Annotated in this window: 21 protein-coding genes; 9 read left to right on the forward strand and 12 right to left on the reverse strand. The window is 61.3% G+C overall.

The window, feature by feature from the left end:
* Positions 1-3: 3 nt before the first annotated feature.
* The 7 genes from SMD31_RS01260 to SMD31_RS01290 all read right to left on the reverse strand — a co-directional run bounded on the left by SMD31_RS01260 (position 4) and on the right by SMD31_RS01290 (position 7,960).
* On the reverse strand, positions 4-3,786 hold the full coding sequence (locus SMD31_RS01260; protein WP_320498787.1) for a tetratricopeptide repeat protein: 3,783 nt from the start codon (positions 3,784-3,786) through the stop codon (positions 4-6).
* A gap of 33 nt (positions 3,787-3,819) precedes the next feature.
* A complete protein-coding gene (locus SMD31_RS01265) occupies positions 3,820-4,422 on the reverse strand; it encodes a protein phosphatase CheZ (protein WP_320498788.1) in 603 nt (200 codons plus the stop codon).
* A gap of 106 nt (positions 4,423-4,528) precedes the next feature.
* The gene (locus SMD31_RS01270; RefSeq protein ID WP_320498789.1) at positions 4,529-4,915 is read right to left on the reverse strand and encodes a response regulator; all 387 of its coding nucleotides are present in this window, start codon (positions 4,913-4,915) and stop codon (positions 4,529-4,531) included.
* 122 nt (positions 4,916-5,037) lie between these two features.
* Entirely contained in the window at positions 5,038-5,748 is a 711-nt protein-coding gene (locus SMD31_RS01275) for a MotE family protein (protein ID WP_320498791.1), read from the reverse strand.
* Positions 5,749-5,817: 69 nt separating this feature from the next.
* Positions 5,818-6,267 carry a DUF6468 domain-containing protein gene (locus SMD31_RS01280; protein WP_320498792.1) on the reverse strand — a complete coding sequence of 150 codons (450 nt, stop codon included), beginning with the start codon at positions 6,265-6,267 and terminating at the stop codon, positions 5,818-5,820.
* Between the two features lie 24 nt (positions 6,268-6,291).
* On the reverse strand, positions 6,292-7,374 hold the full coding sequence (gene fliM / locus SMD31_RS01285; protein ID WP_320498793.1) for a flagellar motor switch protein FliM: 1,083 nt from the start codon (positions 7,372-7,374) through the stop codon (positions 6,292-6,294).
* Between the two features lie 55 nt (positions 7,375-7,429).
* Entirely contained in the window at positions 7,430-7,960 is a 531-nt protein-coding gene (locus tag SMD31_RS01290; protein ID WP_320498794.1) for a flagellar basal body-associated FliL family protein, read from the reverse strand.
* Positions 7,961-8,296: 336 nt separating this feature from the next.
* On the opposite strand from SMD31_RS01290, the gene flgF reads away from it, so the two are divergent.
* The 5 genes from flgF to SMD31_RS01315 all read left to right on the forward strand — a co-directional run bounded on the left by flgF (position 8,297) and on the right by SMD31_RS01315 (position 12,403).
* Positions 8,297-9,040 (forward strand): flagellar basal-body rod protein FlgF, encoded by a 744-nt coding sequence (gene flgF / locus SMD31_RS01295; RefSeq protein ID WP_320498796.1) that lies wholly within the window; start codon positions 8,297-8,299, stop codon positions 9,038-9,040.
* Between the two features lie 21 nt (positions 9,041-9,061).
* A complete protein-coding gene (gene flgG, locus SMD31_RS01300) occupies positions 9,062-9,847 on the forward strand; it encodes a flagellar basal-body rod protein FlgG (RefSeq protein ID WP_320498797.1) in 786 nt (261 codons plus the stop codon).
* 11 nt (positions 9,848-9,858) lie between these two features.
* Positions 9,859-10,884 (forward strand): flagellar basal body P-ring formation chaperone FlgA, encoded by a 1,026-nt coding sequence (flgA, locus tag SMD31_RS01305; protein WP_320498798.1) that lies wholly within the window; start codon positions 9,859-9,861, stop codon positions 10,882-10,884.
* Between the two features lie 11 nt (positions 10,885-10,895).
* Positions 10,896-11,669, forward strand: a complete 774-nt coding sequence (gene flgH, locus SMD31_RS01310; RefSeq protein ID WP_320498799.1) for a flagellar basal body L-ring protein FlgH — start codon at positions 10,896-10,898, stop codon at positions 11,667-11,669.
* 161 nt (positions 11,670-11,830) lie between these two features.
* A complete protein-coding gene (locus tag SMD31_RS01315; RefSeq protein ID WP_320498801.1) occupies positions 11,831-12,403 on the forward strand; it encodes a nucleotidyltransferase family protein in 573 nt (190 codons plus the stop codon).
* Between the two features lie 18 nt (positions 12,404-12,421).
* On the opposite strand, the gene dksA is transcribed toward SMD31_RS01315, so the two are convergent.
* Together dksA and SMD31_RS01325 are read right to left on the reverse strand one after the other, a co-directional pair.
* Positions 12,422-12,838, reverse strand: coding sequence for an RNA polymerase-binding protein DksA (gene dksA / locus SMD31_RS01320; RefSeq protein WP_320498802.1), 417 nt, complete (start codon positions 12,836-12,838; stop codon positions 12,422-12,424).
* Between the two features lie 168 nt (positions 12,839-13,006).
* A complete protein-coding gene (locus tag SMD31_RS01325; RefSeq protein WP_320498804.1) occupies positions 13,007-13,438 on the reverse strand; it encodes a flagellar assembly protein FliX in 432 nt (143 codons plus the stop codon).
* Positions 13,439-13,742: 304 nt separating this feature from the next.
* Here SMD31_RS01325 and SMD31_RS01330 point away from each other — a divergent pair, with 304 nt between their 5' ends.
* From SMD31_RS01330 to SMD31_RS01340, 3 genes are read left to right on the forward strand one after another with little or no spacing between them, the layout of a single operon-like run.
* Entirely contained in the window at positions 13,743-14,906 is a 1,164-nt protein-coding gene (locus SMD31_RS01330) for a flagellar basal body P-ring protein FlgI (RefSeq protein ID WP_320498806.1), read from the forward strand.
* 1 nt (position 14,907) lies between these two features.
* Entirely contained in the window at positions 14,908-15,222 is a 315-nt protein-coding gene (locus SMD31_RS01335; RefSeq protein ID WP_320498807.1) for a rod-binding protein, read from the forward strand.
* Positions 15,222-15,659, forward strand: a complete 438-nt coding sequence (locus tag SMD31_RS01340; protein ID WP_320498808.1) for a hypothetical protein — start codon at positions 15,222-15,224, stop codon at positions 15,657-15,659. Before SMD31_RS01335 ends, SMD31_RS01340 begins: the two co-directional genes overlap by 1 nt.
* A 48-nt stretch (positions 15,660-15,707) precedes the next feature.
* Here the strand turns inward: SMD31_RS01340 and SMD31_RS01345 are convergent, their stop codons facing one another.
* Positions 15,708-16,268 (reverse strand): hypothetical protein, encoded by a 561-nt coding sequence (locus SMD31_RS01345; RefSeq protein ID WP_320498809.1) that lies wholly within the window; start codon positions 16,266-16,268, stop codon positions 15,708-15,710.
* Between the two features lie 530 nt (positions 16,269-16,798).
* Here SMD31_RS01345 and SMD31_RS01350 point away from each other — a divergent pair.
* The gene (locus SMD31_RS01350; RefSeq protein WP_320498810.1) at positions 16,799-19,033 is read left to right on the forward strand and encodes a flagellin N-terminal helical domain-containing protein; all 2,235 of its coding nucleotides are present in this window, start codon (positions 16,799-16,801) and stop codon (positions 19,031-19,033) included.
* A gap of 146 nt (positions 19,034-19,179) precedes the next feature.
* Here SMD31_RS01350 and SMD31_RS01355 read toward each other — a convergent pair whose 3' ends face one another.
* Both SMD31_RS01355 and SMD31_RS01360 read right to left on the reverse strand, forming a co-directional pair.
* Positions 19,180-20,358 (reverse strand): tetratricopeptide repeat protein, encoded by a 1,179-nt coding sequence (locus SMD31_RS01355; protein ID WP_320498812.1) that lies wholly within the window; start codon positions 20,356-20,358, stop codon positions 19,180-19,182.
* Between the two features lie 63 nt (positions 20,359-20,421).
* Positions 20,422-23,829: a tetratricopeptide repeat protein gene (locus SMD31_RS01360; RefSeq protein ID WP_320500989.1), complete on the reverse strand. Its 3,408-nt coding sequence runs from the start codon at positions 23,827-23,829 to the stop codon at positions 20,422-20,424.
* Positions 23,830-24,158: the final 329 nt, after the last annotated feature.

Below are 24,158 nucleotides of genomic sequence, written 5' to 3' on the forward strand. Positions count from 1 at the left end.
CGGCTATGGCGTGGGCGTGGCCTCCGGCGGGGGCGCTGCATCCGCTGCCGTCTCCGGCGCACTGAGGCTTTCCTTCTTGAGCCGCTCGCGATAGTCGTCGACGAAAGCGCCGAGTTGGTCGACGCTTTTCATGGCCGCGCTGATGCTGTCGGCAAGGCTGCTGCTCGGTGATGTCAGTGTTGCAAACGCCGTGGCGTAGGGCCCTTTCTCCATCTGCTTGCCTTGCGCCTTGGCCAGCATGCGCAAACCGGGGCGGTCGTTGGCAAGCGACAATGCGACCGCCTGATTGAGCACCAGCGGCGCCAGGACCTTGTTGAACAGCTCGTCGCGCTTGGCGGCGGCGGCACCATCGTCGCCAGTCTCTGCAAGTGCCGCAGCAGGATCGGCCGTGATATCTGCCGGCGGCCGCATCGACGGCTCCTCCTCAGCGAGGCGGTCGGTCTCGGCAGCGACCAGATTTGCCAGGGCGCTGGCGGCGGCCGGCCATTCGCGCATGCGCCAGGCAAGATCTGCCTTCAGCCAAAGCCCATCGAGGCTGTTGTCGTCGCGCACCAGCGCCATGCCCTTCAGCGTATCGCCGGTTTCAAAGAGGGCGCGCCCCTGCAAGCGGCGACGCTGGGCCGTAACCTCTGGCGGAATATCCGGCACTTCGCTGTCCTTGATCGCCTCGAGCGCCAGGTCCGGCTTTCCGTCGAGCAGCCGAATGGCCGCCAATCGCGTGCCGGCCTTTGCCCTGTCGAGGCCCGTGAGGCGCTTGGCAACCTGGTTCTCAAGCAGCTTTGCGGCACCGTCCAGCAGATCGACCTTCACCAGGCGATCGGCAAGGGCAGTCACCATCTTGTCGCCGTCGGCGCCGCTCGGCGTCAGTTCCCGGAATTCGTCATAGAGTGCCACGGCGGTGAGCGGCGGCAATTGGTCGGCCCGGTTGCCCAGATAAAGATCGTGAAAGGCTTTGCTCATTTCCTCGGCGGCATGTTTCGCCTTCGGATTCTTCGGGAAGTTCGTGGCCGCCTGGCGCAAGGTCGTGAGGCCTTTGCGCGGCTGATCCGATTCAACATAGAGCCCGCCCAAACGATCAAGCAGATCAAACTCGAAATCCGTTCCGCGAAAGACGAAGCGCAATGCTTCAAGCTGTTTTGCAGCTTGCCGCGCGTCGATCTTCCCTTCCTTCAACTGCAACTCGGTCAGGTCGAATTGCGAGCGCGCACGAACTTCGCTGACGGGGCTTTCGGCCAAGGCGGACCAGGTCTTGATGGCCGGTTCCTTGTCCTCTCCCGCCGCCTGCTGCAGGCCGGTAAGATAGTCATAATAGGCCTGGTCCTCGGCACTCGGCATATCGAGCCGCATGGCATCCAAGAACGACTGGCCGCCCACCGCATTGCCGGCCCGGATCAGCGCTTCGGCACCTGCACGCCGCAACAACATGCGCGCCGTCTTCGGGTAGTCGTCGAGACCGGGCAAGGCCTTGCCGAACGCCGTGGCCGCTGCCGGCCAGTCGTGCTGGCGCGCAGCGACGTAACCACGAAACAGATTGGCTTCCGGAACGTCGGCAAGTTCGGGCCGGTTGAGGTCCGCCGCAGCATCGGCCTCCCGGTCCAACAAAGCCTGCGCAGCGCCACGCAATGTGAGCACGTCTTTGTTGCCGTCATCGGCGAGTTTGTCGAGCAAGGCAAGATCCTCGATTGCCTCGGGATAGCGGCCATGCGCGAAGTGAAACTGCGCCAGCGCCAGCCGTGCCTGCGGCTTGTCATGCTCGGGTGCTTGTTCGATCGCCGCCGTCAAGGCAGCTTCATCCTCGGCAAATGCCGCCTCGCCACCACGCCGCCAGCGCGGCAGGTCGAAGATGCCGTCGGCCACGGCCGGCGCCGCCTCCGCCGTGGGTGACGTCGTGGCCGGCGGGTTGGCCTCGGCCACGGGTTCCGGCGCAGCCGCAACGGTTGCCGGCGCACCGCCCTCAACCGGGGGTGGCTCTGTTTCCGCCATCGGTTGGGGAACGGTCGGGCTCGGCGGCGAACCGGGCTGGCCATCGGTCGTCACCACGACGCCGTTCGGCAGCGCCTCGACCCGCGTGCGGTCGCTGATGGGTACAACGACGACGCCTTGAAAGCTGGGCAGGACCCGAAAGTCGGGCCAGGCAGCGCCGTCGGCAATGCCGGCGCCAGCCGCCGTCACCGGAATGACGGATAGTGCGTCGCCGGCGTCGGGATCGTTGAGCGTCACCACCGGTCCAGGCCTGGTCGCCTGCAGCAACAGGGAAGCGCCGCCATTCGCCAAGGATTCACGCCGCTGATCGATCACTTTCCCCGGCCGCAGATTGCGCCCCCGACCAAGCGTCACCTGCCAGCTGCGGCCGTCGCCGCTGACCGTGGCGCCGGCCTCGGCACCGCCCAGGCGGTCAAGGCCGGGAATGCGAAGGGCTGTCGCATAGGGTGTCTCCACCTGTGACAGGCCGGTCAGCGCCGGCGCCGACTTGACCAGCCCCGCAATATCGACCGGCCCCGGGCGATCGAACACCAGCCACAGTGAATCGCCGCGCTTGAAGACAGCAAGCCCAGTCGCTTTGGGAAAACCGAAATTGAGCACGGCGCCGTTCTCGGCCGGCGCTGCCGATGCGACAATCGCGACCGGTGCGGGCGGCTTGGCCGTCTTCGTCACTGCCGGTTCCTTGGTCACGACGACCGGTGGCGCAATCTCCACCGCGGGTGCCGGCGACGCCGTCGCCGATGGCAGTTCCGCGCCGACCGGTGGCGCCGTTTCCAGGGCCGGAACCGGGAAGCTTGGTTCCGCCGCAACGGCTGGTGCCGGTGCCGGTTGCGCCGGGGCTGGTTCGGCAGGCTGTTCGGCGACGGCAGGCTGTTCGGCGACGGTTGGCGATTTTTCGGCAGCAGGTGGTTCGGCCACCGCTGCCACTGCGGCCGGTGTTGCAACCGGTGCCCTGCCGTCGACCAGATCGAACACGACCGTGCCGCCGTTGCGGAAGGCATTGACGCCGACATTGGGTAACAGCTGCAGCTCCAGCGCCAGGCCGCCATCGGCCGTCGACGTCGCTCTCACGCCGCGCAGGCGCGGCGGCAGGCGGAAGCCGGAATCGAGCTGGCCGGGCTTGGCAAAGGTGATGATCGCCTTGTCGCCCTCCTGACGAACCGAGAAATCGACGCCCGGCCAATCCAGGGCGAGGCGCGAATAGCCGCTGTGTTCGCCACTGCGCAACTTCACCTTCGGCCCGGATGTCGGTGCCGCCGGGTTCAACGTCGGTGGCGCGGATGGCGTGGCCGGCGGTTGCGTGCTGGCCTGTGCCGCGGGCGGTTCCGCCGGGGCATTTGCCTTGTTGGCAAACACGGCCTCGCCGGGCTGCGCCAGGTCAAGCTGCAGGCGACTACCCGTCCGATCGAGGCGATAAGTCACCGGCTTTTTAAGTGAGAGTTCCAGCGTTTTGCCATCGGCACTGAGGCTGGCGCCGCGGATATAGGCCTTGAGCCCAGCGCGCAAAGCAGCCGGGTCGATCGCCACTGGCCGGTCGAAGCGCAATGTCATCAACTGGGGAGTAACGCCCACATCGACCTTGGGCGCAGCCTTCGGCCAGTCCAGCGTCAAACGGCCATAATCGTCGAAGAGTTGCCCACGGACGCCGACGGTTTCCTGGGCCAATGCAATGCCGGCCGGCAGGGCCAGTGCCAGCGCCAAAAACGACACGGTCGCCAAACGGCGCCCGCGCTGCAAAATGGCCGACTCAGGTGTGGGCTTGATCATCCCAGCAAGATAATCGGGATCGGCGGCAATCGCCACCTGGGCGGGCCATCGGCCGCGCTGGGAAGTCGATCAGTCGAAACTGGCCAGCAAGGCGTCGATCTCGGCCTGTTTCGAGGCATCGTCGGGCAATTGCGGCCCGTTGAGGAGGTCGGCATCGCTGGGCTTCTGCTCTACGAGCGGCGCCGGTTCCGCTTCGGGGTGCGCCTTCTTGTACTTGGCGATTTCATCACCAAAGGCCGCCACCAGCGCGTCGACCTTTTCCTCGATATGTTTGAGGGCTCGCACCACCTTGGTAATGCGCTGGCCGGTAATGTCTTGGAAGTTGCAGGCCTCATAGACCTGGGTCACGGCCTCGCTGACTTTTTCCCCGAGTTCCGGCGGCAGTTCGCCGGCCACATTCTCAAGGCTTTCCATGGCGCCAAGGATCGCATTCGTCGCCTCCTCGGTCGCACCGACGATGGCGTCCAATTCATCGGTCGCCTTGGGCAGGTGCTGGGCGGTAATTTCATCGGGCCGCAGCGCTGCGATCTCGCTCTTGGCGGTGGCAATGTATTTGGCGAGTGATTCGAGTTCGGAATAGAGCTTCAGATTGTCATCCGAAAGATCGCCCTCCATCGTCGCCAGAAGACTACTGACGACTTCGGCGATTTCATCACGGCTGACTGTCTGCATACGGCCCTTAAGCGCGGTCAAACGGTGAACTAATTCTGGCGGAACTGTCGCAGTCATACCGGCCCCCATGCCGCTGGCTCTCTAATGCTGGCTCGGTTCGATCGGCTTAGAATGCGCCGAGAACGGAAGTCAGCTTGGTCTTGAGCGTGGCGGCGTTGAACGGCTTCACGATGTAGTTGTTCACACCCGCTTCCTTCGCCGCGATCACGTTCTCGGTCTTGCTTTCCGCCGTGATCATGATGAAGGGAAGATTCTTGAGACGCGCATCGGCACGTACTTCGCGCAGCAACTGGATGCCGGTCATCGGCTCCATGTTCCAGTCCGAGATGACCATGCCGTAATCCTTATCGCGCAGCTTCTGCAGCGCCATGGATCCATCCGTCGCCTCATCGACGTTGTTGAAACCAAGCTGCTTCAAAAGGTTACGGATGATGCGGAGCATCGTCTTGTAATCGTCGACGATGAGCACCTGCATATTGAGATCGACCGACATCAGTTCCCTCTCACTCCAACTCTGTCCGTTTATGAAGCAGTTTCTGCCCCGTACGGTCTTGAATTTGCAGCAAATAGGTTAAACCGGAGTTAAGCCCCGTTGAAACAAATTTGCCAATTATTTCAAGGCGCCAGGGGGAGGGTTTTCTGTTGCGCCAGCTCAAAGGTCAGTTCCTTGACCTTCGTCGGCGTCACCATCGCCAGAATCGGTGCCGACTTTGAGGGCTTCATCCGGCTGACCAAATCGGCCAGCAGGTCCATGTCGAGTTCCTCGAAAACCTGCGCCGCGTCTTTGGGCTTCATCTTTTCATAGGTGAGGACCAGGGCCTGCAACCGCTGCTCCTCCTCATCGGAGCGCTTCTTCAGAATATCCTCGACCGTGGATTGCAGGGCCTTGAGCTCCGCCATCTTCTGTTCCATGCGCTGTTCGGCCGCTGCCACCATCGCCTCGCGTTCGTCGAGCTGCCTGGATTTCAGCTCCAGTTCCTCGCGACGCTTGGCGAGCTGCTGCAGCACCTCGACCTCTTCATCGGTGTATTCGAGCGGATCTTTGGGTGGCGTCGCTTCGGATGTCGCCGCCGGTTCGGTCGGGGCGGCATTGCCGGCGGGCGTAGTCGCGGCAGCATTCTGAGTGGGAGCGGCATTGGCTGGCTGCGTTGCCGCCGCATTCTGCGCGGGTGCCGCCGTTGAGGCGGCATTGGTGGCGGGCGTGGTCTGCGCCTGCGTCTCGCTGCCAATTCCCACCGAAATGCTGCGATAAACGTCGCCGACACGGATCGTCAAGACCAGCGCCATGACACCCGCCAAGGCTGGCAACAGGCGAACGCGGGGCATGGTTGTTTTGGCCCCCTGCCCGGCAGCCGTCGTCAATTCAGTATGAGCGCTGTCGGGCATGGAGCGGTCCTAACGAATGCGGCCCAGGGCCGACAGGAGAGCTTGGGTTTGCGGATCCTGTGCCACGGCGCTGTCCCCGTCGCTGCGCACCTTGGGAGGTGGCGGCGGCGCCTGGCGGCTGGCGCCCAGTTGCGTCTCCAACTTGTCCGACGCTGCCTCGGCGCGGGCGATCAGCATTTTCAGATCTTCGCTGCTGCGCTGCAATTCGCCGATGACACCCTGCCCTTTACCGATGCGCTCGCCGAGCTCGCGCCCGACACCATCGGCGCCGATACGCAGATCGGCCAAGGCCCGATCGGCTTGCGTTGTCGCGGCCGTGAAATCCTGGATCAGTTTTTGAAAGCTGTCGCGGTCCTTCTGCAATTCGCCCAATCGCCGCAGCAATTTGAGAACATAGAAGAGCGTCGCTGCCAGCAAGGCAACGAGTATGAAATCGGTGATGAGACCGAATGACATCATCAGCTATCTTGCCTGCCGATCCGTTTACTTGATCAGGCGGTCGTGGAGCTTGACGGCAATATGCTTGCCCTTGCGGCCCATCTGGCCGTTGAACAGCTTCACATCGCCGCAGCGCAGCTCCACCAATGAATCGGGCGTCACTTCGAGGTCGAGCCGGCTTCCAGGCTTCCAGTTAAGGACCTCGTTGAGCGACACAGATACTTCGTCGAGCACGGCATTGATCTTCACATCCGTCTGCCACAGCTCGCCGGAAAGATGGGTTTCCCAAATGGAATCGCGACCGAACTTCTCGCCCATGAACATCTGCAACAGCAGTTCGCGAACCGGTTCCAGGGTCGCATAGGGCAGCATCAGTTCGAGCCGTCCGCCGCGGTCTTCCATGTCGACGCGCAGACGCGCCAGAATGGCGGCATTCGCCGGACGGGCAATGGCGGCGAAACGCGGATTGGTTTCCAGGCGTTCGAAACGAAAGGTCACCGGTGACAGCGGATCGAAGGTCGCGGTCAGGTCATTGAGCACAACATTGACCAGGCGCTCGACCAGGTTGCGCTCGATCGTCGTGTAAGGACGGCCCTCGATGCGCATCGCGGCCGTGCCGCGGCGACCGCCCAGCAGCACATCGACGATGGAATAGGTGAGCGAGGAATCGACCATCAGCAGGCCGTAATTGTCCCACTCCTCAGCCTTGAACACGCCCAGCATGGCCGGGAGCGGGATCGAATTGAGGTAATCGCCGAAACGGATGGCCGTGATGTTGTCGAGGCTGACTTCGACGTTGTCCGACGTGAAATTGCGCAGGCTGGTCGAGAGCATGCGCACCAGCCGGTCGAAGACGATTTCCAGCATCGGCAGACGCTCGTAGGACACGAGCGCGCTGTTGAGCATGGCCTGGATGCCGGAGGTCTTTTCTTCGCCCTCACCGCCCTTGGCGATGCCGAGCAGGCTGTCGATCTCATCCTGGTCGAGGACGCGATTGGACATTGGCCCAGTGGGCTGGCCAGCACCATCGGCCCCGTCGCCACCGCCGTCGTCATCGGCCATGTCGCCCCAGGCAGCGGCTGCTGCCTTTTCCTCTTCCGAGAGTTCCTCTTCAGGATCGTCGATCATGCCCTAACCTCGATTGGCGCCAGTATCGCACGAATCAAGCAATTCCGATGCCATCTTATTGCTGAACCAGCATTTCCTTAAAGAGGATATCTTTCACCTTGGCCGGTTTCGCCGCCGCCTTGACCCGCAGCAGCAACTCCTCGCGCAGGCGCTGCAGGCCGGCCGCCCCCTGGATATCCTCCGGTCGCAGGCTGCGCAGATAGGTCACGATCTCGTTTTCGATTCGCGGCTGCAATTCCTCAACCAGCTTCTGCTCCTCAGGCGATCCCACCTCCAGAACCAGCGTCGTCACCATGAAAGGCTGCTTCTTGCCCGTCATGATGAGGTTGGCCTGCATCTTCGGGAGTTCGATGAAGACGGGGGGATGCGCCTCGTCCTCGGCGGCGGCTTCTTCTTCGGCCGCCGCAGCATCGGCTTCACCTTCGTGACCGGCCTCGGCTTTCTTTGGATCCTCTTTGAACAGGAGGAAATAGGCCGCCGCACCGCCGCCGCCCAGCAGCAACAATGGCAGCACGATGAACAGCACCAGTTTCTTGCCGCTCATCTTCTTCTTTTGTGGTGCGCCTTCTGCGCCTTCCTCAGCCATTTTCCCTCGACATCCCAAATGGCCCCTGGCCGCCATGCGGCGCCAAAACCGGGGCTGGTGGTGCTGGCCACGTGGCGCTGGCGCCGAAAATATGCAGCCGGGCAATGGGGTTAAACTAGGCGAGGATGGTTAATATCCGGTGAACCGATGGCCCGTCCCGGCGTCGCAAATTGTGCCGGGCCGGCACATTTTTTGCCGGGGGCAGTTTCTGCCCCCATGACCGTGCAGTCTGATTAAGTAGTTGATTTATATGATATTATTTAATGGCATGGCGTCTGCATATAGGTCGCTACCAGCCGCAGAGCTGGACGAAACTGACCCTTTGAGGGCACCGTCATGGAAACACCGACTTACATCGTGCTGTCGCGGCAGCTCGGTTTGACACGACAGATGGACGTGGTGGCCAACAATCTGGCCAACACCAACACCCCCGGCTTCAAATCCGAGGGGATGGTCTTCAGCGAATACCTCATCAAGGCGGAAAAGCCGGTGAAGCTGTCCTATGTGCAGGACCTCGCCAGCTATCGCGACCTCAAGGAAGGCCCGCTGCAAACGACCGGCAACGACCTTGACGTCGCCATCCAGGGCAAGGGCTACTTTGTCGTCCAGACCCCCGACGGGCCGCGCTATACGCGCAACGGCCGCTTCCAGTTGAATGCGGCGAGCGAGGTCGTGAACAGCGACGGCTTCCGGGTCCTCGCCGGCGGCGCACCGCTCATCATCAATCCGGATGACGGCCCCATTCAGATCGCCGCCGATGGCACCGTTTCCGCCGATCGCACGCAAGGCGGCAACACCCCGGTCATTTATGGCCGGATGGATGTCGTCACCTTTGCCGATGATGCCGCCCTCAAGCCGGGCAGCGGCACCTTGTTCGCAAGCGATCAGGCGCCACAGCCGGCAACCACCGATCAGTTCAAGGTACAGCAGCGCATGATCGAAGGATCGAATGTGGAATCGATCCGCGAGATGACCAGCATGATCTGGGTCCAGCGCAACTACCAGGCCGCCCAGAAATTCCTGGAAGGCGAGCATGAGCGCATGCGCCGTGCTGTCAACTACATCATCCCCAGCTCCTAACACCGGACGGGAGACAGCATCATGAGATCGCTCACCACAGCCGCGACCGGCATGTTCGCCCAACAGCTGAACATCGACGTCATCGCCAACAACATCGCCAACGTGACGACCACCGGTTTCAAGCGCAGCCGCTCGGAATTCGCCGACCTGCTCTACCAGGACCAACGTCGCGTCGGCACGCAATCGTCCGATACAGCGACCATCGTGCCAGCCGGCGTGCAGATCGGCGTCGGCGTCAAGGCCGTTGCCGTCTATCGCATCAACGAGCAGGGCTCGCTCATTCCCACCGACAATCCGCTGGACATCGCCATCAAGGGGCGCGGCTATCTGCAGGTCACCCTGCCCGATGGCACCACCGCCTACACGCGCGATGGCGCGCTGCGCCTGGCCAATGACGGCACGCTCGTCACCGCCGACGGCTTTGCCATCGTGCCGAACATCACCGTTCCCAACAACGCAACCGACATCACCATCAATGGCAACGGCCAGGTGGAAGTCACGATCCCCGGCCAGGTGGCGCCGACCCTGCTCGGCCAGATCCAGCTGGCAACCTTCATCAACGACGCCGGCATGCAGCAGAGCGGCGATAATCTGTTGCTCGAAACCGAGGCCTCGGGTGGCCCCACCACGGGTAATCCGGGCGCCGTCGGCTTCGGCCTGCTGCAGCAGAACTTCCTGGAACAGTCGAACGTCAACATGGTCAGCGAGATGACGGACCTCATCGCCGCCCAGCGCGCCTATGAGATCAATTCAAAGGTCATCCAGGCGTCTGACGACATGATGGCGACCGTCACCAACATCCGGTAGGGAGGCGTAGCATGACACATCGTTCAATTCATGCGAGCGTCCTTGCCCTCGCATTGATGATAAGTACCGCCGCCATGCACACCGCGGTCCGGGCCGAAGAGCTGATCGCCAGCACCGGCGACGGCGAGGTGGTGCCGGCGGAAGCCGCGCAAGGTCTGAGTCTGCGCAACAACGTCATGGTCGATGACGATGTCGTGCGGCTGGGCGACCTATTCATGGAATCGCTTTCGGTCGGCGACACCCCGATCGCCCAGGCACCGGCGCCCGGCCAGACGATCGCTCTCGACGCGCGCTTCCTGCGTCAGCTGGCCCGCGCCTATCATCTCGACTGGCAGCCGGATTCGAAATTCGAGAAGGTGCTGGTCGGGCGCATGAGCCAGCGCATCGACACGACCCAGGTTGTGGCGACCATCAACGACGCCATTCACGAGCGCGCGGGCAATGATGCCCGGCTGGATCTCGTGCTGGACGGTGGCGATGTAGAATTCACTTTGCCGACGAACATCTCGCCGACCATCGGCATTCGCAACTTGCAATACGACCCGACCAGCCAGCGCTTCGCTGCGACCCTGGTCGTGCCGGCCGACGGTCCGACGGTCCTGCAGCGCCAGGTTTCCGGGTCGATCTTCGAAACCATCGACATTCCCGTCTTCAATCACGCCATGGGTGCCGGTGTCACGGTCCAGGAAGCGGACCTGCAATGGATTTCGGTGCGCACTGATCGGCTGATCGGCAATGTCGTCACCGACAGCCGCCAATTGGTCGGCATGACGACCAAGCGCCCCTTGCGCACCGGCCAGATGCTACGCGGCAGCGATCTGGTGATGACCCCGGCCATTCGAAAGAACACCTTGATTACCCTGGCCCTGCAGTCGGGGCAGATGAACCTCACCGTGACCGGGCGCGCGCTTGAAGATGCGGCGATCGGCCAGCCGATCCGCGTCATCAACGTCAACAGCAAAAAAGAACTGACCGGCATCGTTCGGGATGCGAGCACGATCGTGATCCCCGTCGCCGGCCAGCTCACCCTGAACTGAAGGAGGCCGCCATGGCCCGCCCATGCCACCATCGCCGCTTCACGCTATCCGTCACGCTCGCATCGCTCCTCGGCGCCGGCATGCTCAGCGGCTGCGGCAACATGATCGATCGCGTTGCCGGAATCGGCAATGAACCATCGATGGATCCGATCGAGAACCCGCAGAAAGACCCGAACTATCAACCGGTCAGCCTGCCGATGCCCTCGCCCTCGGTCGATGTCCGCCAGCCCAATTCGCTGTGGCGCCAGGGCAGCCGTGCCTTCTTCAAGGATCAGCGCGCCGCCAAGATCGGCGATATCCTGACGGTCGTGATCGAGATCGACGACGAAGCCAAGCTCGACAACAAGACCGATCAAACCCGCGACGGCAGCAACAGCGCCGGCCTCGACAATCTGCTGGGCTATGAGACGATGCTGAAGGATATCTTTCCCGACGGTATCGACGCCGGCAATTTGGTGAACTCGGACAGCAAATCGACCACCACGGGATCCGGCACGGTCGACCGATCGGAAGCCATCAAGCTGCGCGTCGCCGCCGTGGTCACGCAGGTTTTGCCCAACGGCAATTTGGTGCTGCAGGGGTCACAGCAGGTGCGCGTGAACTACGAATTGCGCCAGCTCACGGTGGGCGGCGTGATCCGGCCCGAAGACATCTCCAACGTCAATGAGATCAATTACGACAAGATCGCCGAGGCCCGCATCGCCTATGGCGGCAAGGGCACGCTGTCCGACGTCCAGCAGCCACGCTTCGGCCAACAGGTCTACGACATCTTCTTCCCCTTCTAAACTTTCCTGGTACGCGATTGCAGGCTGAGCGCAACCGTTCGCGGATGCGCCTCACGCCAGAGTTCATGACGGCGACTTCCCTTCCATCCACCCGGATGGAAGGGTTTTTTTTAGCCGTCTATCCGCTTAGCCAATTCAGGAATTGTTGTTAAGCTCGCGGCATGGTCGATATCGTCAACGCGGCGCTTGCCAATCCGATCAACCGATCCATCTTGCAGCGTCTGCCGATGCTGGGGCTGAAAGACGCATGGCTCGTCGCCGGCAGCGTCTTTCAGTCTTACTGGAATGTACTGTCCGGCCGACCGGCGACGGAAGGTATCAAGGATTACGACATCTTCTATTTCGACGATGCCGATCTGTCCTACGCGGCGGAGGATGCGGCGATCCAGCGCGCGCAGATGGTCTTTGCCGATCTCGACGCACTGATCGACTTGAAGAACCAGGCGCGTGTGCATCTTTGGTATCGGGATCGCTTCGGGGGCAACTATCCGCCGGTCGCCAGGGCCGCCGAAGCCATCGGGCGCTTCCAGATCCGCTGCACCTGTGTCGGATTGCGGCCGCAGAGCGATGGCAGCCTGGAACTGCATGCGCCGTTTGGATTGGCGGAACTCACGCGCGGTGAACTGGTCGCCAACGCGCACTGCCCCAGCATGAAGGGTGTCAGCGCAAAAGCCGAAAGCTATCGCCAGCGATGGCCGTGGTTGACCATCGTCCCGGTCGATCGAGAGAGCTGAACCGATCGATTGGGTCGATCAATCGTCGCGGTGAGTTCGCTCCATGCGCTCGTGGCGCTCCTGCGCTTCCAGCGACAAGGTGGCGATGGGCCGGGCTTCCAGACGCTTCAAGGAAATCGGCTCGCCGGTCTCCTCGCAAAACCCGTAGGACCCGTCCTCGATCCGGCCGATGGCCTCGTCGATTTTCTGGATCAACTTGCGTTCGCGGTCGCGGGTGCGCAGTTCCAGGGAACGGTCGGTCTCCAGCGAGGCGCGGTCGGCCAGATCTGGCTCGGACAAGCTCTCTTCTTGGAGATGGCTCAAGGTCTCGCCCGATTCACGAAGCAGCTCACCCTTCCAGGCCAGCAACTTCTGGCGGAAGTACTCAAGCTGTACAGGGTTCATGAAAGGCTCTTTGTCGGAGGGCCGGTAGTCAGGCGACAGCAAAGGCTTCATGCGTGGTCTCGACTTGTCGTTGCCACTTCGCCCCTCAAACGGGTTGGAATCGGGGACGAATTTGGCGCGGAGTATAGGCAAAAGGCCGCTGCCCGCAAGTGCGTTTTATCGCTCCTTCGGTCAGTCAAATTATTGAAATGATTAATTTCTTGACCAATTGGACAATGGTCAGCGGCTGAGCTTGGCCAATTCCACGGCAGCACGCAGTTCAATCTCGTCAAGAATCGCCGTGAGCTTGGGATCGTCAATCTGTTCCCGCTTCGCGCGCACCATCTGCGCCAGTTGCTCCAAGCGCTCGCGCGGAATGGCGCCCATCAGGAGACCGACCCGGATCTCCTCGAGGAAATCGAGCATCTTGAGGCCACGGTCGCGGGCACGTTGGCGCGCCCGACCCTTGGCCGCATCCGGGGTTTCCTGCACCGCCAAGACGACGGCCAGCGAGTTGACGCTCATCGACATCGACACGGGATGGCCGCCACCCGCCTGGGTTTCTCCCAGAGCCTTGGCGAACTCCCCGCCACCGGTAGCCGACGCCGTACCGCCAACACGACGATTGGCAGAGACCGGTTTTGGCGAAACTGGGTCGATTTTTATGGCCACGCACTCACCTGGATCGGGGGGACCGATTCATCCTCATATAGTAGCATGGCGGGCTAATAAAAGATTAAAAGAATTAACAACTTGGCCGTGCAAAGACGGCGGGCAGAGCGGGCAAATTCTGCCGCGCGCGTACTGTCGAAACCAGGCATTTCGCCCCCACCGGGACCACCGCGTCTCGGCATCGCCGCATGATTTGCGACTAACCAACTGAAATAATTCATTTATCCAAGAAGCTAACGCGTGGCACGGAACTCGCATCGCCCAGGGCGGACAAAGATCCGACCCGATTGGACGCAAGTGCGCAATGACGACCAACCTTCATCACCGCCGATATCGTCGACTGAGGCAGCTGACCTCGCTGTTGGCCTCCGTAGCGATCATCCTGACCGCCGCTTTGCCGGCAAGGCCGGCGCATGCTCTCTCACGAATCAAGGACATCGCCGAGTTCGAAGGCGTGCGTGAGAACCAGCTTGTTGGCTATGGCTTGGTCGTGGGCCTCGACGGTACCGGCGATGACGTGAAGAAAAAGGCGCCGTTTACCCGCGAGAGCTTGATCGGCATGCTGGAGCGCCTGGGCGTCAAGGTGAACCAGGCCAATGCCGACCTCGAGCCGAAGAATGTGGCCGCCGTCATGGTGACCGCCACCCTGCCCGCCTTCGCCCGCCAAGGCTCCGAGATCGACATCACCGTTTCCTCGCTTGGCGATGCCACCAGCCTGCAGGGCGGCACGTTGCTCGCAACCCCGATGTTGGGTGCCGATGGCGAGATCTATGCCGTCGGCCAGGGCCAGTTGACGATCGGCGGCTTCAAGGTGACAGGCGCCGCCGAGACTGTTGTTCGCGGCGTGCCGACTTCCGGCCGTATCACACGCGGCGCCATCGTCGAGCGCGAAGTGCCATTCGATTTCTCGCAATTGCAATCGCTTAAGATCGCTCTTCGCAATCCCGACTTCACCACGTCGCGGCGGATTGCCGATGCGATCAATGAGTTCGTCGGCGCAGGGACCGCCAGCGCCATGGATTCTGGCACCGTGCAACTCAACGTCGCCCAATATGGCGGCAATCCGACCTCCCTCATCACCGATATCGAACAACTCCCAATCGAGCCTGACCAGCAGGCGCGGGTCATTATCGACGAGAATACCGGCGTCGTGGTGATCGGGCAGAACGTGCGCATCAGTAAGGTGGCGATTGCCCAGGGCAACCTCACTATTCGCGTGACGGAAACGCCCCAAGTCTCTCAACCTTCACCATTTTCCAATACCGGCGTTACGACCGTCGTCCCGCGCACCAATATCGATGTGCAGGAAGACCCCAACCGCAAGCTGGCTATCCTCAACGATGGCGTGACGCTCGAAGAACTCGTGGCCGGCCTCAATTCGCTGGGCGTCGGCCCGCGCGACCTGATCTCAATCCTGCAATCGATCAAGACCGCCGGCGCTATGCAGGCCGATATCACGGTGCAATAGGATGACCGATCTCAGCACCAGCCCCGTCATGATGGATCCACGCCTGCAGGCAACGCCGGGCGTGAAGCAGATGCCGCGCAACGCCGCCGGGATCGCCAAGGTTGCCGAGGATTTCGAGGCCTTCTTTGCGGGCCTCGTCTTCGACCAGATCTCGTCCGACGTCGAGCCCGACCCCGTCACCGGCGGTGGCGAGGGCGAGGATATGTTCAAAGGGTTGCTCAATCAGGAATACGGCAAGGCCATCGCCCGCACGCATTCCTTGGGTATCGCCGATATCGTGCAGAAGCAATTGCTGCAAATTCAGGAGGTTGCGTGATGGACAAGACAACGCGGATGACGGAATTGCTGGCCATCACCTCGCAGCTCATCAGCTGCATGGAGCGCGAACTGGAACTGATGCGCAGCCTGAAGCCCACCGAGCTCAAGCAGCTGCAGATGGACAAGGTCGCCTTGGCGGACGCCTACCAGGCCTTCACCCTGGCCTTGCGCGAACCCGGCGAAGATATCAGCAACGTGAGCGCCGCCCTCCGCGACGAACTTACCGAGGCGACCGAGCGCTTCCAGACCGCGGTCCAGGACAATCTTCGCGCGCTCAAAGCTATGCGCGACGTCAACGAGCGCGTGATGCGTGCGGTTGTTCAGGCGCTTGACGACAAGCGCGCCGCCGTCACCGGCTATAACAATCGCGGCAGTGCAACCAAGTCGCGGCGCCAAGCTGCTGCCTGCCCCGTTGCCGTTCAGCAGCGTGCATGATTGTGGGCGACACTTCACGTCACCATTCAATCGTCTGATTTTGCAGAATTAAACGGTCAGATTGACGGGTGCGCTCGGGCTGGCCCCAGCACTCGGCAAAGCAGGTGCCGATGGCAGGGACGGGGCGGCTGGCGCCACACTTGGCGCGGGCTGCTGCGGAGCAGGCGATGGTGTGGTCGTAACAACCGGGGTCGAACCCGCCGATGTCTGCTTTGTGCCGGTGCCGGTGCCGGTCCCGGTACTGGTGCCAGGACGAAAACCGGTATTTGACTGCTCGTTGGCGGCACTCTGCGCCACACGTTGGCTGTCGGCATATTTGCGCAAATAGTATTCGGACGGAAACTGCTGGACGAGTTCACCGGTATCCGGCCTCTGCCGGATCAGGACGATCTTGCCAAAATCCTGCCGGTAGGAGAATTCGAAGCTGTTGTAGCGGTAGGAGCGGTCGACCGACAGAACCGTCTGCTCTGCGGGCAACGCTGCCGCAGCTTCGGGAGCCGCCGCGTTATCCACCGGCTCAGTCGACCAGGCAGCCGAGGCCGCAGACGCCCGCGCGTATTGCGCAGCGCCGCTGACTCCCGAACTCAATGCCTGTGCGACATTTACCATTCCGAAACGTTCCTCGCCTATGTTGCCCGCCTCTCACGGGTGAGAGTGCAACATGAAGGGGTGAACTAAACGGTGCAGGTGTCGGAATAGAAAACTGACAAACCTACACCAACTTAAAGTCACCCAGATTCCAAGATAGGACGACCCCTCAAAACTTGCAATAGGATGAAGTGCCCAACCACATCATATTGTGGTGAAGCGATGGCCTCCTCCCTTGCCTGCGTCAACCTTGCACAGGCACGCACAATCATCGGCAAAACAGCTGACCGGCCCCGCGACAGGCGCATCCAACGCCGCGCATTTTACGAAAAGTAAGCAAAAGCTGCCCCGTCCACTGGTCTGATTCTTCCAGACCCGGCAAAGGCGGCATAGCCGCTCACAATCAAAAATATGCTTTTTATCATTTTATATCAATAATTTATGAATTGGCACGATAGCTGCATTAAAGCCTCCCGAGACGTGGCGACAGGCGCCACAAGGTGGTCAGAAACAATCCACCCAAGTCGCAGAACACATTCGGGAGAACCCAGATGGCGACCAATGACATTCAATTAACCGGCGGCATCCGCAGCAACCTCCTCCTGCTGCAGCAGATCTCCGGGAAACTGGACCGGACCCAGCAGCGCCTTGCCACGGGCAACAAGATCAACGGCGCGATCGACGGTCCAGTGGCGTATTTCGCGTCCAAGGGCCTCAACCGTCGCGCCGACGATCTCGCCACTTTGAAGGACTCGATCAATCAGTCGGTCTCGACGATCAGGGCTGCCGACACCGGCATGACCAAGATCGAAACCCTGATCGAGCAGGCGAAGGGGCTCATCACCTCCGCCTATCAGAACCTCGGCAGCGACGCCAACTCGGTCGACCTCCGCAAGTCGCTGGCCGAACAGTTCAACACGTTGCTGCGTCAGATCGACAAGCTGGCCGAGGATTCGAGCTATCAGGGTAAAAACCTGTTGCTTGGCTCCGGCTTGCGTCTTGATGCGACCTCGTCGTCGAAGAGCGCCACCAACGCGCTGCCCGGCGTGACTGCAGCACGTGTTACCAACGTCACCAAGGTGGACGATTACGTCATCGATGTGTCGGGCGACGGCCGCATTGCGCCGAATGCCAGCGACGTTGCCGATGCGGAGCGTGACCGCGGCATCAGCAATCTGGTGATCAGCGGCTTCCAAAGCAAGACGGCCGGCAACCTTGACCCAGTCTCGATCCGCTACACCGGCGGCAAGGGCAAGGCGAAGACCTTCACCATCACAGAGGGCGACGTCGCTGTCACCAAGACCTTCACACTGCAGCAGTGGGCAGATGCAAAGTCGACTGGCCAGGTGCTCAACTTCGACCACCAGTTCGCCAGCGGCACGCACATCAACTTTGACATCGATTTTGATCAGATCGACGACGTTGCCGATACCAACGGTCTCGGCACCTCGGTCGTCGAGAAGCTTATCGACCTCGGCGTGAATGTCTCCAACTTCAACGGCGTGGGCCAGGAGATTACACGTTCGGCCAACAATCTGCTGGGACAGCAGAAACTGGCCGATGGCGAAAACAGCTGGGACTTCGACACCGGTACACCGCGCCTGACCATCGACGAGCGCACAATCCTGCAGTCGTCGGCCTACAGCGCCGCGATCGGCGAGTCCTACGGCCGTGCGTCGAGCGGCATCGTCGGCACGCCTGTGATTTCGACGTCGGGAATCTCAAACGACTTCACCTACAACATCACGGCGTCGGCGACCGCCGGCAATTTCAATTTCACGACCGGCCATTTCGACATCTATACCGTGACGGCGACGGGTCCCTTTTCGACAGCGGCAATCTCTGTCAGCGCCGATGGCGTCGTCACATTCAGCTCGATCGCCGATAACGGCCAAAGCGTCGATATCAACTTCCTGCGCAGCGGCCTGAACGGCATCACCGTCGCCTCGGCATCGGATGCGACGCAGGCCAACGCCACAGAGAACGTCACGGGCGGCGCAGTCTCTGCCGGCAACGTCACTCTGACCAGCATCACCGGCATGGCCGACAATCTGGCGCACAAGATCACCATCAATTTGAAGACCGATGGCTCGGCGTCGACATTCGTGCTGGACGACGGATATGGCGGCAAGGCGCTTATCACGGGCGACCTCAATTCCGCCCAGGTTCTGAGCTTCGTCATCAGCGGCGGCGTTAATAGCGGCGCTGTCGTGCAGATCACAATCGGCGGCACGTCATTGCGCGCCGATGCCGAAGCGACGCTGCATTACAACGCGATCGGCGCTTTCACCGCACCGGATGAGTTGCGCTTCGATGTCCGTGCCGCACAAACCGGTTTCACCTCGACCCTTAATACGATCCAGGTGACGGATGGTACCGACCAGAACAATCTGACGGTGCAGCTCAACGAGACCAACACCAACCAGGTTACGGTCATCAGCCGAAACGTGAAGACCGACGGACAAGGGCTCGCCATCGATTTCGCGCAGAACAATTGGCTCGACAGGGCAGACATCGACAATGCCGCTGCCATGATCGATGCGGCCAAGATCAGACTCCGATCTACCGCCTCGGCGCTCAACAACAATCTCGACGTCATCACAACCAGGTTGGACTACACCAAGGAGTTCATCGACGTGCTGGCGGAGGGCGCCAACAAGCTGGTGCAAGCCGACCAAAACGAAGAAGGCGCCAACATGCTGCAGCTGCAGACAAGGCAGCAGCTCGGCACCATCTCACTCAGCCTCGCCAATCAGGCGCAGCAGGCCATCCTGCGCCTGTTCTGAGGACCGATCCCCCGATCGGCTCTCGGCAAACCCGGCCCAGCGATTCGCTCCCGCTGGGCCGGGTTCATCTTTTGGGAGCCATCCGGACAACAAAAAACGGCGCCAGCTTTCGCAGGCGCCGTTTTTACGTTGGCCAATGAGGAAGGTCAGCCGATCTTGAGGACCGTGAGATCGACAATATGGGGTTCACCACCGGTCTGGGGCTTGTCAGCCTTCGCGGCCGCAGGTGCCTTGGCCGGTGTTGCCGCTACGTTGCGGCCGTTGGTCGCGCCCTGATCAAAGGTGACCTCGATACCGCCGACAGGCAGATCCGGCCCCGTCGCGCCGTCGCCGAGATGGAAATCCCACATGGTCGGCGGCGCTTTGACGGCCGACGGGGCAGTTCCTGGGCTGCGGGCAGCGTCGATCCGACGCAACAAATCGCCGGCCGCCGTCGAACTGGGCCGCAACGCATGCGCACGCTTGGCAGAGACAAGGGCTTCGTCAATCTGGCCAACTTTCAGCAGAAGGTCAGCGAGCATCAGCCACGCATCGTCGCTGCGATGATCGACAGCTGTGGCGCGGCGCAGCCATTGAATTGCCAGATCCGTCTGGCCAGTTCCCTCGAGCGCCCGCGCATAATTGAATGCCGCCGAATACTTCTTCCGATCGGCAGCTGTCGCCGCTTCAAGACAGGGCAGCGCCTCGGCGTATTTGTGGCGCGCGACAAGCACCGCGCCAAGATTGCCAAGCGTTTCGATGTCGCCGGGCAGGCTGGCGCGCAGTGCTTTGAGGCATTCTTCCGCCTCTTCCAGACGGCCGAGGTTGATTAGGCAATTGGCAATCTGCTTTTGGACCGCCGGCTCGGCCCCCGCCAATGTCGTATAGCGCTGATAGGCGTCGCAGGCATGGGCGAAATCGCGGATGTCGCTCAGCGCGTCGCCGAGGCGCACCCAGGCCATGGCATAACCAGGCTCCAAAGTGACTGCCTTGCGCGCAGCATCGACTGCCTCGGCGAGCATGCGTGCCGCGGTGTAACTGGTAGCCAAGTTGTTCCAATAGAGTGCTTCGTTCGGCTTCAGGGCGGTTGCCTTCTTCAGAAACTCGACGCCCTCAATTGTGCGACCAGTGCTGGACATCGCCATGCCCATCATGTGCGCTGCCTCGGCGTGGTCCGGGTCAACCGCCAGCAGGTGGTTCAGAATTTTCTCGGCATCCAACCAATTGCCGGCCTGCGCCGCCGCCACCGCCTGGTTGAGCAACAGGGCGACGGAATTCTCGTCGGTCCCCTTGACGTCCGCTGTGCGCAGCTGCTTGGCTGCTGTGCGGCGAGATTTGCGGTTCATTTCAAACACCTTTCGCGACGCCTGACCGTCTTATTCTTGCTGGACAGGCCGCCACCAATCGCGTCAAGCCTGCGCGATAGCGGCGCCGATGGCGCGGTTGATCACGTCATTCTGTCCGGAACCGTCTCCATGGAAGACAGTCGTCACATTCTTATACCACGGCTGCTGGAAGTTTGGGCCACCCCAGTACCAATGGTCAACACGCGATACCGGCTTGACCACCCGCTTCCCAAGCTGCGCGGCCAGATGGGCGGTCATGTCATCGATGGCGATGACACCATCAAGTGCCGCGATCTGAGCGGCCATGGCCTCGATACTCGCCTGGCCGCGCGGATCGACGATCATATTCCGGCCGGTGGCCGCCAGTTCATCGAGATCGGCTTGGGGCATGTCGCGCTGAATCGCCACAACCGCGATGCCATCGGCATCCATCAGTTCCAGCCAGTCGACCAGCCTGGACTTCATAGACCAGTCACCCCCCCGCCAGCTGAGACCGATCAATCTGCGGTTCGGCATGACCTCGCGGTATTCGCCAGCCAATTGCCGGGTAAGCGCTTCGTCCGGCTTCAAGGCAAAGGCCGGTGCCTGATTGAACTGAGCCGCGTTTGCACGATACCGCGCCGCGAGGTCACCGAGGCTGGTCTGGATCTGAATTCGTTTATCTAGGAAGTCCTTGGGGTCCAATGTCCCTGCCGGCACGAATTCGACCTTGGGGAAAACCGGCTGCAACAGCGGGATGAGTTCGCGGTCGCATTCAGCGAGGACGTATCGTGCCTCAGTCACGGCTTCCGCCAGCAGCGGCGCGAATAGCAACTGCTCGGCCTTCGACCTCTCAGCCCTTAGGAACAACCGTTTGCGCTTCAGATGATTGCCGTCCCAGGCAGCAGGATACTTCTTGGGGTCGATCGTCTCCAGATGGCGCGGAAGCAGACCGGGACGGGTGCCGAAACGCCAGCCAAACTCCAGCCAGCCCGCCGCCCAATCCCCTTGCCGTAGAGATGCTTCTGCCACGCCGACATGGGCGACAGCCGACGTGGGCGCGAACTTCAACGCCTTGTCATAATTTGCGCGCGCCAGCCCCCACTCGCCCTGGGCCCCCATCATCTTGGCCAAGCGGACCCGGCTTGGAATATGGCCGGCATCCTTGCGCAGTATACGCGCGAAGAAATCGCCGGCCTCGTCATAGCGTTCCTCGCGGACCAGGATCTGGCCCATGGCGGTCAGGGCCTCCTCGCTGTCGCCGAACCGGCGCAGCGTCTCGCGGGCAATGCGCTCAGCGGCACCGGTCTCACCGGTGGCGGCCAGCGCCACAGCCAGTTCGGCGTGCAATTCAGCGCGTTCAGGTGCCAACTCCAAGGCGCGCATCAGAATTCCCACGGCATCCCCAGGCTTACCGACATTCATCGCGGCGATCGCAATGCCATGAAGCGCCACATCCTTGCAGGCGTCTTCCTCGAGCAGCATACGACAGTAATCTTCCGTGTCCGAGGTGCGCCCGAACTTCTGCAATGTCTCTGCGCAACGCTTCAGCATGCCGACATGCGCGCGATGCAATTCGCCGACGTCGACGTTGGCCAGCATGCCGCCGACCTTCGCCGTCATCTCTTCCCAGGTGTCGCCCTTGTGTTGGCGCAAGAGGAGCAGGCTGTCGTACCAGATGGACTTGTCCCCCTCGGTCAGCCAGCGCCAGTCGCAATTGATCGGCAGCATCGCCCAGACAGGCTTGCCGAGCCCCGCCGCGTAATGGATCGTGCTGTTGTCTACGGAAATGATGATGTCCATCGCCGCCACCTGGCAGGTGAAGGGATCCATGTTGCCCATGGCATCGACCGTCGGATCGTGCAGCACCTCGACGCCGAATTCACTTTTCAGCACCTCGATGTCGCGGCTGACATCACCGTATTGCAGACTGACAAATCCGCAGTTCGGATTCTGCAAAATCGGCAGCCAGTTCTCCAATTCCAACGAACGAACGCCGGCACTGTCCCGGTTTCCGGAACGCCAGGAAATCCCCACCAGGAGCTTGCCGGGGAACTTTTCCTGATACTTCTTGCGCAACTTACGCAGCAGATCCGGGTGCGGAATGAGGAAACCTTCGCGTCCCGGCAGGTTCCGGTAGTCTTCGCCCAACACATAAGCGAGATCGCCCGCCGCGACCTTGGCCTTTACTTCCTCCATCCGCCAATGCGGCGGCAGATTGGTTCTTTCGATGATCTCGAAATCCGGGAAGCTACGCTGGAACAACGTCGTCTGGCGCGGCGATATCTCGAAGACAATATGGCTGGCACGCTCCCTGACCGGGATCATATGTCCAGCATACATGACGTGGTCGCCGACGCCCTGTTCAGCATAGATGACCAGCTTGCCGTCGCGAATTTCCTCGCCGTTCCACGCGGGAACGGGGAAGTCGAGCTTGCCGCCGTTGTGTTCGCGCCCCCAGCGGGACTCCATCAGCGGCATCGCTTCGTCGAACCTGCCCAAGCGAAACAAATTGAGGGCGCGGGACATCTGCAACTGCATCTTGTCCGGGAACTGGGCCGCCAGCTTCTCGACGATGCGATGCGCTTCGACAAAGTCGCCGTCTTGCATCGTCGCCTGAATAGTTGCTGCTTCGGCCTCCGGGTCGGACTCGTGATGAGCCAGGTATTCGTTAAGATAGAGTACGGATTTGTCTGCCGCGTCCGACCAATGATACATGTCCCGCACGCAGCGAAAGTCAGCGATCGTGCCGCGGCGCATCCGTTCGAGCAGCCAGGCCTCGACCTCGCGTCGGGTCTCCTCGTCACCCATCTCGGCGCAAATGCGCTCCTTCACCGCCAGCGAGCGGACGTGATCGGGCGTGACTTCGAGTGCGCGATCAATATACGTGAGAGCCTCTGTCAAATCCTTTTTCTGCAGCCACAGGCTCCATGCCAGGTAACAAAGGACGTCGGCTTCCTTGGGTTCAATGAGGAGAATGCGGCGCGCCAGGGCCTCGACATCGCGCGGGTTGCGCAGGGCAATGCGCGCGCGCATCAAGTTGACCAGCATCGTTAAGTTGTTGGGCGCGCGTTCCAGACCCTGTTCATAGGCCTTCACCGCTGAAAGGGCATGCTTGAGACTAAAGAGCATGTCCCCCAGTGCCAGATAGCATTCCACTCGTTCCGGGTTCGCCTTGATGGCCCGGCGGAACATCAACTCGGCCCTGCCGTTAACATTGGCATCGCGCAGAACGATGCCCAAGTTGAACAGAGCCAGATCATTATCTGACTGGATTTCAATAACTTGCTCAAGGAGTAGGCGGACCCTCTCAATCTTGCCCTGACGATGTGCCTGGCCGGCTTGGTCCATCAGTTGATCGAGTTTGCGCTGATCGCCAGGGTTCAGTTTCGTCTTCTGAGCAGCCACGAGAGGACCGGTCGTCGGCAGCTTCGCCTGTGCTTTCAACTCCGGTGCAATTCCGCGCCCGGTGAAATCGATCACGTCCAACATGGTGTCCACGACACTCCGCTCCTCACCGGGCATGATTTTCTCAGACTCCCTGCATTTTTCGTACCAGCGCCTAGGCAGGATATTAACATTCTGTTAGCGCTAAACCATTGCAAACTGGGCAGCTTTTTCCCTTAGGACAATTTCGCCTAGGCAATAATTGCCGAAAGCGGCAGAATTTACCCAGCATACAACTGTTTGGCCCTGCGAAAAACGGCCAACTCCCTGGACTTTCGGCAAAAATTTCCACTTGGCAGGGAAATTGCTTCCCTGTCTGAGCCGCCTGCATTCTGCCTGCGGCTGTTGGGGCAAAGCCTCGACATAACGTCGAC

Origin of the sequence: Dongia rigui, from assembly GCF_034044635.1 — a bacterium.
Classification (GTDB): Bacteria; Pseudomonadota; Alphaproteobacteria; order Dongiales; family Dongiaceae; genus Dongia; species Dongia rigui.

Excerpts from the sequence above, each read along its gene's own strand:
- SMD31_RS01265 (WP_320498788.1), bottom strand. The coding sequence starts at position 4,422 with ATGCAGACAGTCAGCCGTGATGAAATCGCCGAAGTCGTCAGTAGTCTT.
- SMD31_RS01270 (WP_320498789.1), bottom strand. The coding sequence starts at position 4,915 with ATGTCGGTCGATCTCAATATGCAGGTGCTCATCGTCGACGATTACAAG.
- SMD31_RS01275 (WP_320498791.1), bottom strand. The coding sequence starts at position 5,748 with ATGCCCCGCGTTCGCCTGTTGCCAGCCTTGGCGGGTGTCATGGCGCTG.
- SMD31_RS01280 (WP_320498792.1), bottom strand. The coding sequence starts at position 6,267 with ATGATGTCATTCGGTCTCATCACCGATTTCATACTCGTTGCCTTGCTG.
- fliM (WP_320498793.1), bottom strand. The coding sequence starts at position 7,374 with ATGATCGACGATCCTGAAGAGGAACTCTCGGAAGAGGAAAAGGCAGCA.
- SMD31_RS01290 (WP_320498794.1), bottom strand. The coding sequence starts at position 7,960 with ATGGCTGAGGAAGGCGCAGAAGGCGCACCACAAAAGAAGAAGATGAGC.
- flgF (WP_320498796.1), top strand. The coding sequence starts at position 8,297 with ATGGAAACACCGACTTACATCGTGCTGTCGCGGCAGCTCGGTTTGACA.
- flgG (WP_320498797.1), top strand. The coding sequence starts at position 9,062 with ATGAGATCGCTCACCACAGCCGCGACCGGCATGTTCGCCCAACAGCTG.
- flgA (WP_320498798.1), top strand. The coding sequence starts at position 9,859 with ATGACACATCGTTCAATTCATGCGAGCGTCCTTGCCCTCGCATTGATG.
- flgH (WP_320498799.1), top strand. The coding sequence starts at position 10,896 with ATGGCCCGCCCATGCCACCATCGCCGCTTCACGCTATCCGTCACGCTC.
- SMD31_RS01315 (WP_320498801.1), top strand. The coding sequence starts at position 11,831 with ATGGTCGATATCGTCAACGCGGCGCTTGCCAATCCGATCAACCGATCC.
- dksA (WP_320498802.1), bottom strand. The coding sequence starts at position 12,838 with ATGAAGCCTTTGCTGTCGCCTGACTACCGGCCCTCCGACAAAGAGCCT.
- SMD31_RS01330 (WP_320498806.1), top strand. The coding sequence starts at position 13,743 with ATGACGACCAACCTTCATCACCGCCGATATCGTCGACTGAGGCAGCTG.
- SMD31_RS01335 (WP_320498807.1), top strand. The coding sequence starts at position 14,908 with ATGACCGATCTCAGCACCAGCCCCGTCATGATGGATCCACGCCTGCAG.
- SMD31_RS01340 (WP_320498808.1), top strand. The coding sequence starts at position 15,222 with ATGGACAAGACAACGCGGATGACGGAATTGCTGGCCATCACCTCGCAG.
- SMD31_RS01345 (WP_320498809.1), bottom strand. The coding sequence starts at position 16,268 with ATGGTAAATGTCGCACAGGCATTGAGTTCGGGAGTCAGCGGCGCTGCG.
- SMD31_RS01350 (WP_320498810.1), top strand. The coding sequence starts at position 16,799 with ATGGCGACCAATGACATTCAATTAACCGGCGGCATCCGCAGCAACCTC.
- SMD31_RS01355 (WP_320498812.1), bottom strand. The coding sequence starts at position 20,358 with ATGAACCGCAAATCTCGCCGCACAGCAGCCAAGCAGCTGCGCACAGCG.
- SMD31_RS01360 (WP_320500989.1), bottom strand. The coding sequence starts at position 23,829 with ATGTTGGACGTGATCGATTTCACCGGGCGCGGAATTGCACCGGAGTTG.